Below are 15,141 nucleotides of genomic sequence, written 5' to 3' on the forward strand. Positions count from 1 at the left end.
CTATAATGATAGGGCTAGTAGGTCTTGACGCAGAAGATTAGTACAAGGCTTGATATTATTATGATTACAATAGAAAGTGAAGACAATAAATATGGCAAATTTGCTGGCTAAAACACGTAAAATTACATCTATCTTGCAACGCTCAGTAGACAGCTTGGAAGGAGATCTTCCATACAACAATATGGCTGCTCAATTGGCAGATATCATTGATTGTAACGCTGCTATCGTTAATGGTGGTGGTGCTCTCCTTGGTTTTGCCATGAAGTACAAAACCAACAATGATCGTGTAGAAGAGTTTTTTGAAGCCAAACAGCTTCCAGAAGAGTATACACGTGGTATCAGCCGTGTTTATGACACTCAAGAAAACATTGGTATTGACAGTGACTTGACCATTTTCCCTGTGGAATCAAAAGACGACTTCCCAGATGGTTTGACTACAATTGCCCCTATCTATGGTGGTGGTATGCGTCTTGGTTCTTTCATCATTTGGCGTAACGATCATGACTTTGTAGATGAAGATCTTATCTTGGTTGAGATTGCCTCTACAGTAGTTGGGTTGCAATTGTTGAATCTTCAAACAGAGAACTTGGAAGAAACAATTCGTAAACAGACAGCTATTAACATGGCTATTAATACCTTGTCTTACTCAGAAATCAAGGCAGTTTCAGCTATCTTGAATGAGTTGGACGGTTTGGAAGGCCGCTTGACAGCGTCTGTTATCGCTGACCGTATCGGAATTACACGTTCAGTTATCGTTAATGCCCTTCGTAAGTTGGAATCAGCTGGTATTATTGAGAGCCGTTCACTCGGTATGAAAGGGACTTATCTTAAAGTCCTTAACGAAGGTATCTACGATAAATTGAAAGAATACGAATAAGAAGAATACTGAAAGAAAGTGAGGTAGGAGGAGCCTGCCCCACTTTTTTAAAAGGAGAAAGTAATATGACAAAGGCATTGATATCAATTGATTACTCTTATGATTTTGTGGCAGATGATGGGAAGTTGACGGCTGGAAAGCCTGCCCAAGCCATTGAAGACCGCATTGCCCAGGTAACTCAAGAGGCCTATGATAATGGGGACTATATCTTCGTTGCTATGGACCGACATGATGAAGGAGATACCTTCCATCCTGAAACCAAGCTCTTTCCACCTCACAATATTGTAGGGACGTCTGGGCGAGAACTTTATGGTAAGTTGGCTGGTGTATATGATGCTATTAAGGATGATAATCGTGTCTTTTGGATGGATAAGCGACACTATTCAGCCTTTTCGGGAACGGATTTAGATATTCGTTTGCGTGAACGTCGTGTGACGACAGTTATCTTGACAGGAGTTTTAACAGATATTTGTGTGCTACATACAGCCATTGATGCCTATAATTTGGGCTATGATATTGAGGTTGTAGCGAGTGCAACAGCTTCCTTGACGCCTGAAGCTCATGACTTTGCTATCGGGCATTTTAAAAATGTTCTTGGAGCAACAATTGTGGAGTAAGAGTTAGTTCTTACTCTTTTTTATCATTGTCATAATGGAGAGAGGATTGAGAGTGGGAATCTGTCCTACTCTCAATTTTTTGTCTAAAATCATAGGATAGTATCAGTTTTCCGTAGTTTACTATAAGAAAACGATTACAGGCTATTGTATACTATTACCATATTAAGTCGAAATATATAAGAGGTAGAATAATGACTAAAAAATTAACTTTTCCTGACGGATTTTTGTGGGGTGGTGCGACAGCAGCTAACCAATGTGAAGGTGCCTATGATGCTGATGGGCGTGGTTTAGCCAATGTTGATGTGGTGCCAATTGGTGAGGATCGCCTTTCGATTATCACTGGACGTCGCAAGATGTTTGATTTTGAGGATGGTTATTTTTATCCGGCCAAGGAAAGTATCGATATGTACCACCGTTACAAGGAAGATATTGCTCTCTTTGGTGAAATGGGCTTTAAGACTTATCGTCTTTCTATTGCTTGGTCACGTATTTTTCCTAAGGGTGATGAGGCTGAGCCAAATGAAGCTGGGCTTGCCTTTTACGAGGACCTCTTCAAGGAATGTCACAAGCATGGCATTGAACCTTTGGTGACGATCACACACTTTGATTGTCCAATGCACTTGATTACCGAGTATGGAGGATGGCGTAATCGTAAGATGCTTGGCTTCTATGAAAATCTTTGCCGTACCCTTTTCACACGCTTTAAAGGTTTGGTTAAGTACTGGCTCACTTTCAATGAAATCAACATGATTCTTCATGCCCCATTTATGGGAGCAGGACTCTGCTTTGAAGAGGGTGAGAATGAGGAGCAGGTTAAATATCAGGCTGCTCACCATGAGTTGGTAGCCTCAGCTATGGTGACGAAATTGGCTCATGAGATTGACCCTGAAAATAAGGTCGGTTGTATGTTGGCAGCAGGTCAATATTATCCAAATACAGCCCATCCACGTGACTACTGGGCAGCTATTCAAGAAGACCGTAGTAGCTATTTCTTTACTGATGTTCAAGCTCGTGGAGAGTATCCAAATTATGCTAAGAAACAGTGGGAACGTGATGGCATTGAGCTTGAGATGACGGAAGAAGATTTGGCCCTTCTTAAAGAGCATACTGTTGATTTTATTTCCTTCTCTTACTATGCAAGTCGTGTGGCTTCAGGTGATCCAGAAGTTAATGAAGAGACTGCTGGAAATATCTTTGCCTCTATTAAAAATCCCTATTTGGAAGCTTCAGAGTGGGGCTGGCAAATTGACCCACTAGGCCTTCGTATTACCCTCAATGCTATTTGGGATCGTTACCAAAAACCGATGTTTATCGTTGAAAATGGGCTTGGTGCTGTGGATACGCCAGATGAAAATGGCTATGTTGAAGACGATTATCGTATCGACTACTTGGCAGCCCACATCAAGGCTATGCGTGATGCTATTAATGAAGATGGTGTAGAGCTTTGGGGCTACACAACCTGGGGCTGTATCGACCTTGTTTCTGCTGGAACTGGTGAAATGAAGAAACGTTATGGCTTCATCTATGTGGACCGAGATAACGATGGTAATGGTAGTCTTAAACGCTCTAAGAAGAAATCATTTAACTGGTACAAAGAAGTTATCGCAAGTAACGGTGCCTCTGTAGAATAGGGTGTGAGTTCTCGACTAATGACATCTATGGCAAAGGTGGCGAGCAAGAGAATCTACAAGATCTGATTGATGCTCTTGGGGCAGGTGACTTCATCCAACTTCGGGGTCATGCGGATTTACGTGAAGTTTACCCACAGTATGAACTTTATGTCACCACCTCTCAGTGGGAGACCTTTGGCTTGACTCTGATGGAAGCGGTGGGAGCAGGTCTAGCCTTGGTTGGCTTTGATGCCCGTTATGGCAATCCAACTTTCATCAAAGATGGTAAAAATGGTTTTCTGGTTCCTTATAGCGAGACTTTGGATGAGGACCTACTCGTTTCTCAGATGGCCGACAAGATTGTATTTGCCTTAGAAAGTGATCTTGAGTCTATGCACCGAGCCTCATATGACCTGGCAAAACAGTATTTGAAACCAGAAATTTTAGAAGTCTGGAGAAAGCTCTTGATAGCCATACGATAAGTGTTTTGAAAAAGCTCTATCTCTGTAAACTGTAGTGACAAAAAAGTTACTACAGTTTTTTTATCCTCCAAGCAAAATAGGCCTAATTATGGTAAAATAGAACGTATTGAAAAATCATCATTTCACGAAAGGAAGCAAGATGAAAATTACGCAAGAAGAGGTAACCCACGTTGCCAATCTTTCAAAATTGAAATTCTCTCCAGAAGAGACAGCTGAGTTTGCGACAACCTTGTCTAAAATTGTCGACATGGTGGAATTGTTGGAAGAAGTGGACACAACAGGTGTTGCCCCAACAACGACTATGGCTGATCGTAAGACCGTATTGCGTCCGGATGTTGCTGAAAAAGGGACAGACCGCGACCGCTTGTTTAAAAATGTACCTGAAAAAGATAACTACTACATCAAGGTACCAGCTATCCTAGAAGATGGAGGAGATGCCTAATGTCATTCAACAATAAAACCATTGAAGAGTTGCACGACCTCCTTGTCTCTAAGGAAATTTCAGCAACCGAATTGACCCAAGCGACACTTGACGATATCAAGGTGCGTGAAGAAGCGGTCAATGCCTTTGTGACGGTGGCTGAAGAAGCAGCACTTTCCCAAGCTAAGGCTATTGACGAAAAAGGAATTGATAAAGATAACCTCTTGTCAGGGATTCCACTCGCTGTCAAAGACAATATCTCAACAGATGGTATCTTGACGACTGCGGCTTCAAAAATGCTCTACAACTACGAGCCTATCTTTGATGCGACAGCTGTTGCCAATGCAAAAGCCAAAGATATGATTGTCATCGGGAAGACCAACATGGATGAATTTGCTATGGGTGGATCTGGTGAAACATCTTACTATGGGGCGACTAAAAATGCTTGGGACCACAGTAAGGTTCCTGGTGGATCTTCTAGTGGTTCAGCAGCTTCTGTCGCTTCAGGACAAGTCCGCTTGTCACTTGGTTCAGATACAGGTGGTTCTATCCGCCAACCAGCTGCCTTCAACGGAATCGTAGGTCTCAAACCAACTTACGGAACGGTTTCTCGTTTCGGTCTTATTGCCTTTGGTAGCTCACTTGACCAAATTGGTACTTTCTCACCGACGGTTAAGGAAAATGCCCAATTACTCAATGTCATTGCCAGTGAAGATGCCAAGGATTCAACTTCTGCACCTGTTCGTGTAGCAGACTTCACTTCTAAGATTGGTCAAGACATCAAAGGCATGAAGATTGCCCTCCCTAAGGAATACCTCGGTGAAGGGATTGACCCAGAAGTCAAGGAAACTATCCTTAACGCTGCTAAACACTTTGAAAAATTGGGAGCAACTGTCGAAGAAGTCAGCCTACCTCATTCTAAATACGGGGTTGCCGTTTATTACATCATCGCTTCATCTGAAGCTTCTTCAAACTTGCAACGTTTCGACGGTATTCGCTATGGTTTCCGTGCAGAAGATGCTAAAAACTTGGATGACATCTACGTGAACACTCGTAGCCAAGGCTTTGGTGATGAGGTCAAACGCCGTATCATGCTTGGTACCTTTAGTTTGTCATCTGGTTACTACGATGCCTACTACAAGAAAGCTGGTCAAGTCCGTACCCTCATTATCCAAGACTTCGAAAAAGTCTTTGCGGATTACGATCTTATCCTTGGTCCAACAGCTCCAAGTGTAGCCTTTGATTTGGATTCGCTCAACCATGATCCGGTTGCCATGTACTTGGCTGACCTCTTGACCATTCCAGTCAACTTGGCAGGTCTTCCAGGAATTTCGATTCCTGCAGGTTTTGCGCAAGGTCTTCCAGTTGGTTTGCAGTTGATTGGTCCTAAGTATTCTGAAGAAACAATCTACCAAGCTGCAGCTGCCTTTGAAGCTACGACGGATTACCACAAGCAACAACCCCTTATTTTCGGAGGTGACAATTAATGAACTTTGAAACAGTCATCGGACTTGAAGTCCACGTTGAATTGAATACAAACTCAAAAATTTTCTCACCAACCTCTGCCCACTTTGGGAACGAGCAAAATGCCAACACTAATGTGATTGACTGGTCTTTCCCAGGGGTGCTTCCTGTCTTGAACAAGGGTGTTGTGGACGCTGGGATCAAGGCTGCTTTGGCCTTGAATATGGATATCCATCAGCACATGCACTTTGACCGTAAGAACTATTTTTACCCTGATAATCCAAAGGCTTACCAAATTTCACAATTTGACGAGCCAATCGGTTACAACGGTTGGATTGAAGTGCAATTGGAAGACGGCTCAACGAAGAAAATCGGGATTGAACGGGCCCACTTGGAAGAAGATGCTGGTAAGAACACGCACGGAACAGATGGATTCTCTTACGTAGACCTTAACCGTCAAGGGGTTCCATTGATTGAAATCGTGTCTGAAGCAGATATGCGTTCTCCAGAAGAAGCCTACGCCTATTTGACAGCTTTGAAAGAAGTCATCCAATACACTGGTATTTCAGACGTCAAGATGGAAGAAGGATCTATGCGTGTGGATGCCAACATTTCCCTTCGCCCATACGGTCAAGAGGAATTTGGTACCAAGACTGAGTTGAAAAACTTGAACTCTTTCTCAAACGTCCGTAAAGGTCTTGAATACGAAGTGCAACGCCAAGCGAAAATCTTGCGTTCAGGTGGTGTCATTCGTCAAGAAACACGTCGTTATGATGAAGCTAATAAGAGCACTATCCTTATGCGTGTCAAAGAAGGAGCAGCGGATTACCGTTACTTCCCAGAACCAGACCTTCCATTGTTTGAAATTTCAGATGAGTGGATTGAGGAAATGCGTACTGAGTTGCCAGAGTTTCCAAAAGACCGTCGTGCTCGCTATGTGGCAGAGCTTGGCTTGTCTGACTATGATGCCAACCAATTGACAGCGACGAAAGTCACTTCTGACTTCTTTGAAGCAGCTGTAGCCCTTGGCGGAGATGCCAAACAAGTGTCTAACTGGCTCCAAGGTGAAGTCGCGCAATTCTTGAACGCAGAAGGCAAAACGCTTGAAGAAATCAAGTTGACACCAGAAAACTTGGTCGAAATGATTGCCATCATCGAAGATGGAACCATTTCATCTAAGATTGCCAAGAAAGTCTTCGTTCATTTGGCGAAAAACGGTGGCGGTGCGCGTGAATACGTCGAAAAAGCTGGATTGGTACAGATTTCAGATCCTGAAGTCTTGATCCCTATCATCCACCAAGTCTTTGCAGACAATGAAGTAGCTGTAGCCGACTTCAAATCAGGTAAACGGAATGCAGACAAGGCCTTCACAGGCTTCCTCATGAAAGCAACCAAAGGCCAAGCCAACCCACAAGTAGTCCTCAAGTTACTTGCCCAAGAATTGGCTAAGTTGAAAGAAGAGTAACAGATAAACAACCAGCCGAAAGGTTGGTTTTTTCTTTGCAATATTTGTGTTAGACTAGTTGGGAATATTTTTATAGAAGATTTTAGGAGCAAGCAATGAACAAATTCTTAAGAGTCCTATTTATCCTTGTCATCCTAGCCATGACTGGTGCTATTATTTTTCAGCTATTCTTCCCAACCTATATGGGAAGTCACTCGGGGTACGGTATTTCAGTTGGTTGGCAGAGGGAGATTGGTATTTGGAATGTGGCAGTCCTTGTCATCCTGATTGCCGTAAACTTCAAGTACGATTGGTTTTATCTGAGAGCTGCACTGATAGCTTTGATTATTGGAGGCCTTGGAATTGGGACCAATCATTTCCTTAGCTATCTTCAACATCATCACTCAGTCAACGCCATAGGTGCTCTTGAAAATTATCTTTTAGTCCTTGGTTGGATTGTCGGTTGGTGGCTAGAGGTGTCTCGAATCAAAAAGAAATAACGTATATAATTCTGAGATTAGGGAAGTATCTTATAGGTGCTTCTTTAATCTCTTTTGTCCAGTTTTTCCTTGACAAGTAAAAAGAAAACGTTTACAATTTGAAATATAAGGTTTCCTGAAAAGAAAACAAAAAACGTGAAAACAAGGAGATTATCAAATGGCTACAATGAAAGCAGCTCGCTGGCATGCAGCGAAAGACGTTCGTATCGAAGAAGTGGAAGTACCTGAAGTACAACCTCATCAAGTAAAAGTAGCGGTCAAGTTTACGGGAATCTGTGGTACTGACTTGCATGAATATTTGGATGGACCAATCTTCATTCCAACTGAAGAACATGTTTATTCTGGTCAAAAAGCACCGGTTACTTTGGGACATGAATTCTCTGGTGAGATTGTAGAAGTCGGAAGTAATGTGACTCGTGTCAAAGTTGGCGATCGTGTAACCATCGAACCAATTCTTGCAGAGCACAACTTGATTGGCGATTATAACCTTGATCCAAACTTGAACTTCGTCGGCCTCGCTGCAGATGGTGGTTTTGCGAAATACTGTGTCCTTGATGGTGATCTTGTCCATGTGATTCCAGATAGCTTGAGCTATGAACAAGCTGCTCTTACAGAACCTGCTGCTGTAGCTGTGTATGCAGTCCGTCAATCTGCTTTGAAAGCTGGGGATACAGCTGTTATCTTTGGCTTGGGTCCAATTGGTCTTTTGATCGTTGAAGCCCTTCGTGCAGCAGGCGCATCAAAAATCTATGCGGTTGAATTGTCTCCTGAACGTCAAGCGAAAGCAGAAGAATTGGGAGCAATTGTTGTTCGCCCAGAAGAAGGGGAAACAGTCGTAGAGGCTATCCATCGTTTGACAGGAGGTGGAGCAGATGTTTCTTACGAAGTTACTGGGGTTCCGGTTGTTTTAGGCCAAGCCCTTGCAGCTGTTCATAAAGCTGGGGAATGTATGGTCGTATCTATCTGGGAACGTGAAGCCAGCATCAATCCAAATGAATTCGCCATCCAAGAAAAATCTCTCAAAGGAATTATTGCCTACCGTCACATCTTCCCTAAAGTTTTGGAATTGATGGAACAAGGCTACTTCCCTGCTGATAAATTGGTTACTAAGAAAATTAAATTGGAGAATATCGTTGAAGAAGGATTTGTTGAATTGACCCAAGATAAATCTCAAATTAAGATCTTAGTTGAACCAGAATAAGCTTATAAAGGTCGAATGAATAGATAAAGGTCGAAACCGTTTTGTTTCGACCTTTTTGTGTTACAATAACAGAAACAAATAGATTTGGGAGGCGACTATGTCAAAGACGCTAAAAGGTAGTCTGATGGTCATAACTGCAGGAATTGCCTGGGGATTTTCAGGAGTTTCTGGTCAATACCTAATGGCTCATGGTGTTAATGTCAATCTTTTGACGAGTTTACGTTTGCTTCTGTCTGGTATTTTACTAACGGCTTCGGTCTTTTTTAGGCAGCGAGACAAATTAGTACAAGCTATTAAAGATAGAAAAACCTTAGTAAGTATCGCCTTATTTGCTCTCTTTGGTCTGGTACTAAATCAGTACGCCTATCTTAGTGCTATTCAATACACTAATGCTGGGACAGCGACGGTCTTGCAGTATGTCACCCCAGTTATCATCCTGGCTTTTGTATGTGCAAATATCGTAGGTTCCCAACAGCAGCAGAGCTAGTGGCGATTATCATGGCTATTGTGGGAACCTTTACCATCGCAACGCATGGTCAGATAAGGGAGCTGGCGATTACACCTCTGGGCTTGTTCTGGGGTCTCTTTTCGGCGGTGACCTATGCACTTTATATCTTACTGCCTGCTAAGGCTATTGAAAAATGGGGTAGTTTGATTGTCATTGGTTTAGGCCTGTTGCTCGGTGGTTTAATCTTTCCGATTGTTATCCAAGCCTGGAAGTATAAGCTTCCTTTGACTGGCGGAAATCTCTTAGCGCTTTTTGGTTTGGTCTTCATTGGGACAGTCTTTGCCTACACTGTTTTCCTTAAGGGGACGATCATGGTTGGAGCTGTCAAAGGGAGTCTCTTGGCTTCGGTAGAACCCGTAGCATCGGTCATTTTGACCGTATTAATTATGGGGGACCGCTTCTTTGCCATTGATGTGGTTGGGATGATTTTAATTGTTCTTGCTGTTATCATCATATCGCTTAAGAATTTAGTTGCCCTTAAAAAACAAGAAAAAATTCAAAGATAAGAATGGAGCCTGAGTGATTGTGGCTCTTTTCTTTATTGTTCTGTAAAGGATGTTCTTAAAAAATAGGACTTAAGTCCCACACATAAACCTTAAAAATATGGTAGAATAAGAGGTAAACTAACATTTTGGAGAGAAAATGACTATAGACGATTATAGGCCCCATTTTATGGTGGAGGCTGTTTATGATTTGAAACCTGACCAACTACGTGAACACGGTATTCGTGCCGTCTTGGTCGATTTGGACAATACCTTGATTGCTTGGAACAACCCTGATGGGACTCCTGAGCTACGTGCTTGGTTGGATGAGATGACAGAGGCTGATATTCCGGTAGTTGTGGTCTCTAACAATAAATATGAACGTGTTGAACGTGCGGTTGCCAATTTCCATGTGGATTTCGTGAGTCGTGCCATGAAGCCTTTCACTAAAGGCATTAATGAAGCGATTGAGCGTTACCACTTTAATCGAGATGAGGTCGTTATGGTGGGAGACCAGCTAATGACTGACATCAGAGCTAGCCACAGAGCTGGAATTCGCTCGATTTTGGTCAAGCCTTTGGTGAAATCAGATGCTTGGGTAACCAAGTTTAACCGTTGGCGTGAACGTCGCATGTGGAAAAAGATTGAAAAAGCATATGGTCCAATGACCTTCAACAAAGGAATTTAATGGAAGAATTATTTTGTATTGGGTGTGGAGCCCAAATTCAAACAGAAGATAAAGAAAAAGCAGGTTTCACACCTGCTAGCTCTATTAAAAAGGCCGAAGAAACAGGTGAGTTATACTGCCAACGCTGTTTCCGTCTTCGTCATTACAATGAGATTGTGGATGTCCACATCACAGATGATGAATTTTTAAAATTGCTTCATGAAGTTGGTGATAGTGATGCCCTCGTTGTCAATGTCGTTGATATTTTTGATTTTAATGGATCAATCATACCAGGCTTATCACGCTTTGTTTCGGGTAATGATGTGCTCTTGGTTGGAAATAAAAAGGATATCCTACCTAAATCAGTAAAAGATGGTAAGGTAACCCAATGGTTGACAGAACGTGCCCACGAAGAAGGGATGCGTCCCGTGGATGTCATGTTGACGTCTGCCCAAAATCACCACGCCATTAAAGAGTTGATTCAACGTATTGAAAAACTCCGTAAGGGTCGTGATGTCTATGTTGTTGGTGTTACGAATGTTGGTAAATCAACCTTAATCAATGCCATCATCAAAGAAATTACTGGTGATAAAGATGTTATTACAACCTCTCGTTTTCCAGGAACGACCCTTGATAAGATTGAAATCCCATTGGATGACGGTAGCTATATTTTTGATACACCAGGAATTATTCACCGACACCAGATGGCACACTATCTGTCAGCGAAGGATCTCAAGTACGTTAGTCCTAAGAAGGAAATTAAGCCAAAAACTTACCAGTTAAATGCAGGACAAAGCTTACTCCTAGGCGGTCTTGGACGTTTTGACTTTATTGATGGGAATAAGCAAGGTTTTACAGCCTTCTTTGATAATAACTTGAAGCTACATCGTACCAAACTTGAAGGCGCAGATGCCTTCTATGATAAGCATGTTGGAAGTCTTCTCATGCCTCCTGGACCAAAGGAATTGGCTGATTTTCCAAAACTTGTTCGTCATGAATTTACTGTTAAAGATAAGACAGACATTGTCTTCTCAGGATTAGGATGGATCCGTGTCCAAGGAAAAGCTGACCAACCAACCATCGTTGCTGCTTGGGCACCAGAAGGTGTTGGCGTTGCCGTACGAAAAGCGATTATTTAAACTTAATTAAGTAGTTAAAAGGAATAAACATGTCATTAACATCAAAACAACGTGCCTTCCTCAAATCGGAAGCACACACACTTAAACCTATTGTACAAATCGGGAAAAACGGTCTTAACGACCATATCAAAACTAGCGTTCGCAACGCCCTTGATGCCCGTGAATTGATCAAAGTAACCCTACTCCAAAACACTATGGAAGATATTCATGAGGTTGCTGAAATCTTGGAAGAAGAAATTGGCTGTGATACAGTTCTTAAGATTGGACGTATCTTGATTCTCTATAAAGAGTCAGCTAAAAAAGAAAATCGTAAGTTGTCACCAAAGGTCAAAGCTATCCAAAAATAGTTGCTGACTTTGCTTGGTGAAGGATAAACTAAGGTATAGGAACACTTTTGAAGCATCAGCTAGCCTTAAGTCAGTTGTATAATGCTTGAAAAAGAGGAGGCGTACATGGCACTGGATCTCGTAACCCCATTTACAAAGGTTCAACTAGAAGAAGAAATCAAAGATACTGGCCGTAAGCAGGTGGGAATTTTAGGTGGAAATTTCAACCCTGTTCACAATGCTCACTTGGTTGTTGCGGACCAGGTGCGTCAGCAGTTAGGTCTCGATGAAGTTCTTCTCATGCCTGAATATGAGCCACCTCATGTCGATAAAAAAGAGACTATTGATGAAAAACACCGCCTTAATATGCTTATGTTGGCTATTAACGGCATTGAAGGATTGGACATCGAAACCATCGAGTTGGAACGTAAGGGAATCAGCTATACTTATGACACCATGAAGCTTTTGACAGAGGCCAATCCTGATACGGATTATTACTTTATTATTGGAGCGGATATGGTCGAATACCTACCAAAATGGCATCGTATTGATGAACTAATTGAGATGGTCCAATTTGTTGGTGTTCAGCGTCCTAAGTATAAGGCTGGAACCTCATATCCCGTTATCTGGGTGGATGTGCCCCTTATGGATATTAGTTCGAGTATAGTCAGAGCCTACATTAAGAAGGATCGTACACCTAACTTTATGGTGCCCCAGTCTGTACTTGCCTACATCAAGAAAGCGGGGCTCTATAAATGACCTATGAAAAATATCTAGACTATTCTCGTGAAGAACTCCTTGAAAAAGTTCGAGCGGTCATGAGTCCTAAACGCTTCAATCATGTTTTGGGTGTTGAGCGAGCTGCTGTTGCTCTTGCTGAAAAGTATGGTTACGATACTGAAAAAGCTGGTTTGGCTGGCCTCCTTCATGATTATGCCAAGGAGCTTCCGGATCAGGAATTCTTAGAGCTAATCGATAAGTATGAGCTCGACCCTGAATTGAAAAAATGGGGAAATAATGTCTGGCATGGTATGGTCGGGATTTACAAAATTCAAGAAGATTTGGGTTTAACTGATTCTGAGATTCTACGCAGTATTGAAATCCATACCGTCGGAAGCCATGACATGTCGACCCTAGACAAGATTGTCTATGTGGCTGATTATATTGAGCATAACCGTAATTTCCCTTTGGTAGAGGAAGCTAGACAAGTAGCTGAGCAATCCTTGGATAAGGCAGTTGCTTTTGAAACCGTCCATACGGTAGAACACTTGGCCCACCAGGCCTTGCCGATTTTCCCACAAACCTTGGAAACCTATAATGCTTTTGTGCATTACTTAAAAGAGGATTAGTAAGTGAAAACAGCTTTTATTATTATTGATGTACAAAATATCTTAGTGGAAACAGGTTTTGAAACACAAAAGCTGTTAGAGAAAATCTCTTATTTACAAGATCAGGCTAGAAAACAGCAGATTGAAATTATCTATATTCAGCATATTGAAACGGAAGAGGCTCTAACCTCGGAAGATTGGAAATTATCGCCACTATTAAAGAGACAGTCTGATGAAAAGGTTTTTCAGAAGCGATACAATAGCATGTTTAAAGAGACTGGATTAAAGGAATACTTGGATCAACAAGGAATTGAGAAACTAGTCTTATGCGGTATGCAGACGGAGTATTGTGTTGATACATCCGTTAAAGTTGCTTTCGAACATGGCTACAAGTTAGTCGTTCCCGAAGGTACTGTTACAACCTTTGATGGAGACGACATTCCAGCAGAAACGATTAATGAATTTTACGAGAACATTTGGGATGAACGTTTTGCAGATGTCTTAGATTACAAAACGATTTTTTAATGAAAGAGGATTAAATGAAAGAAGAATTACTTGAATTGGTTGTCAAAGCTGCTGATGAAAAGCGAGCTGAAGACATTGTTGCCCTTGATTTGTACGGCCTTACAAGTCTAACAGATTACTTTGTTATTTTGAGTGCAATGAACAGCCGTCAGTTGGAAGCTATTGCCGACAACATCCGTGAGAAAGTGAAAGAAGCTGGCCTTGATGCTAGTCACATGGAAGGTGACAACAAGGGTGGTTGGATTCTTTTGGATCTTAACGATGTTGTTGTTCACATCTTTACAGAAGATGAACGTGCACACTATAACCTCGAAAAACTCTGGCATGAAGCACCAATGGTGGATGTGTCAGCTTATTTGGCATAAGAAATTGGACTCAGTTGGCGACAACTGGGTTTTGTTGCTTAAACTAAAGATTTAATAGGAAGGATAGAGTCTTGTGTTTGGTTGGTTTGTTAACTGAACACGAGCTAAAAGCTGTGAGAAAAAGAAAAACTTCCTTTGTATCTAGCGATATGACAGAATGTTTCCTATTTTTTTGCTTTTAACGCTCTTTGTATCTTAGAAAGGATTTGAACCCGTCCTGTAATCGTCGGAAAATAGATAGTTCTATGTCAAATAATCAATATTAAAATTTATTATTTGGCGCAGTAGCTGATTGGACTCTTCATTCGCTTTTTAAGCTCGGAAGAGTACCTAATCAGCCTTGCGGGGGTGAGACAACGAACGATTTTAAAAAAAAACTCGTTCTGTCTCACTCCCCCTAATTTTCATTCCGATTACGGACGGACTTGGTATCATCATTATGGCTACTTATGAAACTTTTGCGGCGGTCTACGACGCTGTTATGGATGATAGTCTTTACGATTTGTGGACGGATTTTTCGCTTCGTCATTTGCCAAAGACTAAGGATAAAAAGAAATTGCTTGAATTGGCTTGTGGAACTGGGATTCAATCTGTACGTTTTTCTCAAGCTGGTTTTGATGTAACTGGACTCGATTTGAGTGCTGATATGTTGAAGATTGCGGAGAAGCGTGCGGCTTCCGCCAAACAGAAAATTGACTTTATTGAAGGCAACATGTTGAATTTATCGCAAGCTGGTAAGTACGACTTTGTGACTTGTTACTCAGATTCTATCTGCTATATGCAGGACGAAGTAGAGGTTGGGGATGTCTTCAAAGAGGTTTATAATGCACTGAATGAAGATGGCGTCTTTATCTTTGATGTGCACTCAACCTATCAGACGGATGAGGTTTTCCCTGGCTATTCCTACCATGAAAATGCAGAAGACTTTGCTATGCTCTGGGATACCTATGAGGATGCGGCTCCGCATTCTATTGTCCATGAATTAACTTTCTTTGTCCAAGAGGAAGATGGAAGCTTTAGCCGTCATGATGAGGTGCATGAGGAACGCACCTATGAGGTCTTGACTTATGATATCTTGCTGGAGCAGGCTGGCTTCAAATCCTTCAAGCTTTACGCCGATTTTGAGGATAAGGAACCGACAGAAACTAGTGCACGTTGGTTCTTTGTGGCCCAAAAGTAAGAGCC

Annotated in this window: 16 protein-coding genes and 2 pseudogenes; all 18 read left to right on the forward strand. The window is 41.9% G+C overall.

Going from position 1 to position 15,141, the window contains the following annotated elements; genetic code table 11:
- The first annotated feature begins 91 nt into the window (after positions 1–91).
- The gene (codY, locus tag H7T98_RS00800) at positions 92–877 is read left to right on the forward strand and encodes a GTP-sensing pleiotropic transcriptional regulator CodY (RefSeq protein ID WP_002884784.1); all 786 of its coding nucleotides are present in this window, start codon (positions 92–94) and stop codon (positions 875–877) included.
- A gap of 65 nt (positions 878–942) precedes the next feature.
- Positions 943–1,494 carry a cysteine hydrolase family protein gene (locus H7T98_RS00805; protein ID WP_151404292.1) on the forward strand — a complete coding sequence of 184 codons (552 nt, stop codon included), beginning with the start codon at positions 943–945 and terminating at the stop codon, positions 1,492–1,494.
- A gap of 191 nt (positions 1,495–1,685) precedes the next feature.
- A complete protein-coding gene (locus H7T98_RS00810) occupies positions 1,686–3,125 on the forward strand; it encodes a 6-phospho-beta-glucosidase (RefSeq protein ID WP_049546025.1) in 1,440 nt (479 codons plus the stop codon).
- Positions 3,126–3,145: 20 nt separating this feature from the next.
- Positions 3,146–3,586, forward strand: a pseudogene (locus tag H7T98_RS00815) (glycosyltransferase); the annotation flags it as partial.
- A 139-nt stretch (positions 3,587–3,725) separates the two neighbouring features.
- Positions 3,726–4,028 carry an Asp-tRNA(Asn)/Glu-tRNA(Gln) amidotransferase subunit GatC gene (gene gatC / locus H7T98_RS00820; protein WP_002884769.1) on the forward strand — a complete coding sequence of 101 codons (303 nt, stop codon included), beginning with the start codon at positions 3,726–3,728 and terminating at the stop codon, positions 4,026–4,028.
- On the forward strand, positions 4,028–5,494 hold the full coding sequence (gene gatA / locus H7T98_RS00825; protein WP_155211479.1) for an Asp-tRNA(Asn)/Glu-tRNA(Gln) amidotransferase subunit GatA: 1,467 nt from the start codon (positions 4,028–4,030) through the stop codon (positions 5,492–5,494). The genes gatC and gatA overlap by 1 nt, the downstream gene beginning before the upstream one ends.
- Complete coding sequence (gene gatB / locus H7T98_RS00830; RefSeq protein WP_201061031.1) at positions 5,494–6,936, forward strand: Asp-tRNA(Asn)/Glu-tRNA(Gln) amidotransferase subunit GatB; 1,443 nt, start codon at positions 5,494–5,496, stop codon at positions 6,934–6,936. The genes gatA and gatB overlap by 1 nt, the downstream gene beginning before the upstream one ends.
- Before the next feature lie 95 nt (positions 6,937–7,031).
- The gene (locus H7T98_RS00835) at positions 7,032–7,415 is read left to right on the forward strand and encodes a hypothetical protein (RefSeq protein ID WP_195950663.1); all 384 of its coding nucleotides are present in this window, start codon (positions 7,032–7,034) and stop codon (positions 7,413–7,415) included.
- A gap of 157 nt (positions 7,416–7,572) precedes the next feature.
- Positions 7,573–8,616, forward strand: a complete 1,044-nt coding sequence (locus tag H7T98_RS00840) for a 2,3-butanediol dehydrogenase (RefSeq protein ID WP_060971912.1) — start codon at positions 7,573–7,575, stop codon at positions 8,614–8,616.
- Positions 8,617–8,713: 97 nt separating this feature from the next.
- Positions 8,714–9,630 (forward strand): annotated as a pseudogene (locus tag H7T98_RS00845) (DMT family transporter).
- A gap of 136 nt (positions 9,631–9,766) precedes the next feature.
- Positions 9,767–10,294, forward strand: a complete 528-nt coding sequence (locus H7T98_RS00850) for a YqeG family HAD IIIA-type phosphatase (RefSeq protein WP_002891674.1) — start codon at positions 9,767–9,769, stop codon at positions 10,292–10,294.
- On the forward strand, positions 10,294–11,412 hold the full coding sequence (gene yqeH, locus H7T98_RS00855; RefSeq protein ID WP_175057754.1) for a ribosome biogenesis GTPase YqeH: 1,119 nt from the start codon (positions 10,294–10,296) through the stop codon (positions 11,410–11,412). Before H7T98_RS00850 ends, yqeH begins: the two co-directional genes overlap by 1 nt.
- A 29-nt stretch (positions 11,413–11,441) precedes the next feature.
- Positions 11,442–11,759, forward strand: a complete 318-nt coding sequence (yhbY, locus tag H7T98_RS00860; protein WP_002884193.1) for a ribosome assembly RNA-binding protein YhbY — start codon at positions 11,442–11,444, stop codon at positions 11,757–11,759.
- 105 nt (positions 11,760–11,864) lie between these two features.
- On the forward strand, positions 11,865–12,497 hold the full coding sequence (locus H7T98_RS00865; RefSeq protein ID WP_073689585.1) for a nicotinate-nucleotide adenylyltransferase: 633 nt from the start codon (positions 11,865–11,867) through the stop codon (positions 12,495–12,497).
- Entirely contained in the window at positions 12,494–13,087 is a 594-nt protein-coding gene (gene yqeK, locus H7T98_RS00870; protein WP_073689584.1) for a bis(5'-nucleosyl)-tetraphosphatase (symmetrical) YqeK, read from the forward strand. The genes H7T98_RS00865 and yqeK overlap by 4 nt, the downstream gene beginning before the upstream one ends.
- A 3-nt stretch (positions 13,088–13,090) precedes the next feature.
- Complete coding sequence (locus H7T98_RS00875) at positions 13,091–13,591, forward strand: cysteine hydrolase family protein (protein WP_004183286.1); 501 nt, start codon at positions 13,091–13,093, stop codon at positions 13,589–13,591.
- A gap of 14 nt (positions 13,592–13,605) precedes the next feature.
- Positions 13,606–13,956, forward strand: a complete 351-nt coding sequence (gene rsfS, locus H7T98_RS00880) for a ribosome silencing factor (RefSeq protein WP_002891669.1) — start codon at positions 13,606–13,608, stop codon at positions 13,954–13,956.
- Between the two features lie 439 nt (positions 13,957–14,395).
- The gene (locus tag H7T98_RS00885; RefSeq protein WP_004183284.1) at positions 14,396–15,136 is read left to right on the forward strand and encodes a class I SAM-dependent DNA methyltransferase; all 741 of its coding nucleotides are present in this window, start codon (positions 14,396–14,398) and stop codon (positions 15,134–15,136) included.
- Positions 15,137–15,141 lie beyond the last annotated feature (5 nt).

Origin of the sequence: Streptococcus sp. 23.2 (genome assembly GCF_016648665.1) — a bacterium.
In the GTDB taxonomy this organism is placed as follows: Bacteria; Bacillota; Bacilli; order Lactobacillales; family Streptococcaceae; genus Streptococcus; species Streptococcus salivarius_E.

Coding starts and splice junctions, on each gene's coding strand:
- H7T98_RS00805 (WP_151404292.1), top strand. CDS start 943: ATGACAAAGGCATTGATATCAATTGATTACTCTTATGATTTTGTGGCA.
- H7T98_RS00835 (WP_195950663.1), top strand. CDS start 7,032: ATGAACAAATTCTTAAGAGTCCTATTTATCCTTGTCATCCTAGCCATG.
- rsfS (WP_002891669.1), top strand. CDS start 13,606: ATGAAAGAAGAATTACTTGAATTGGTTGTCAAAGCTGCTGATGAAAAG.
- yhbY (WP_002884193.1), top strand. CDS start 11,442: ATGTCATTAACATCAAAACAACGTGCCTTCCTCAAATCGGAAGCACAC.
- codY (WP_002884784.1), top strand. CDS start 92: ATGGCAAATTTGCTGGCTAAAACACGTAAAATTACATCTATCTTGCAA.
- H7T98_RS00810 (WP_049546025.1), top strand. CDS start 1,686: ATGACTAAAAAATTAACTTTTCCTGACGGATTTTTGTGGGGTGGTGCG.
- yqeH (WP_175057754.1), top strand. CDS start 10,294: ATGGAAGAATTATTTTGTATTGGGTGTGGAGCCCAAATTCAAACAGAA.
- H7T98_RS00885 (WP_004183284.1), top strand. CDS start 14,396: ATGGCTACTTATGAAACTTTTGCGGCGGTCTACGACGCTGTTATGGAT.
- H7T98_RS00850 (WP_002891674.1), top strand. CDS start 9,767: ATGACTATAGACGATTATAGGCCCCATTTTATGGTGGAGGCTGTTTAT.
- gatA (WP_155211479.1), top strand. CDS start 4,028: ATGTCATTCAACAATAAAACCATTGAAGAGTTGCACGACCTCCTTGTC.
- H7T98_RS00865 (WP_073689585.1), top strand. CDS start 11,865: ATGGCACTGGATCTCGTAACCCCATTTACAAAGGTTCAACTAGAAGAA.
- gatC (WP_002884769.1), top strand. CDS start 3,726: ATGAAAATTACGCAAGAAGAGGTAACCCACGTTGCCAATCTTTCAAAA.
- yqeK (WP_073689584.1), top strand. CDS start 12,494: ATGACCTATGAAAAATATCTAGACTATTCTCGTGAAGAACTCCTTGAA.
- H7T98_RS00840 (WP_060971912.1), top strand. CDS start 7,573: ATGGCTACAATGAAAGCAGCTCGCTGGCATGCAGCGAAAGACGTTCGT.
- gatB (WP_201061031.1), top strand. CDS start 5,494: ATGAACTTTGAAACAGTCATCGGACTTGAAGTCCACGTTGAATTGAAT.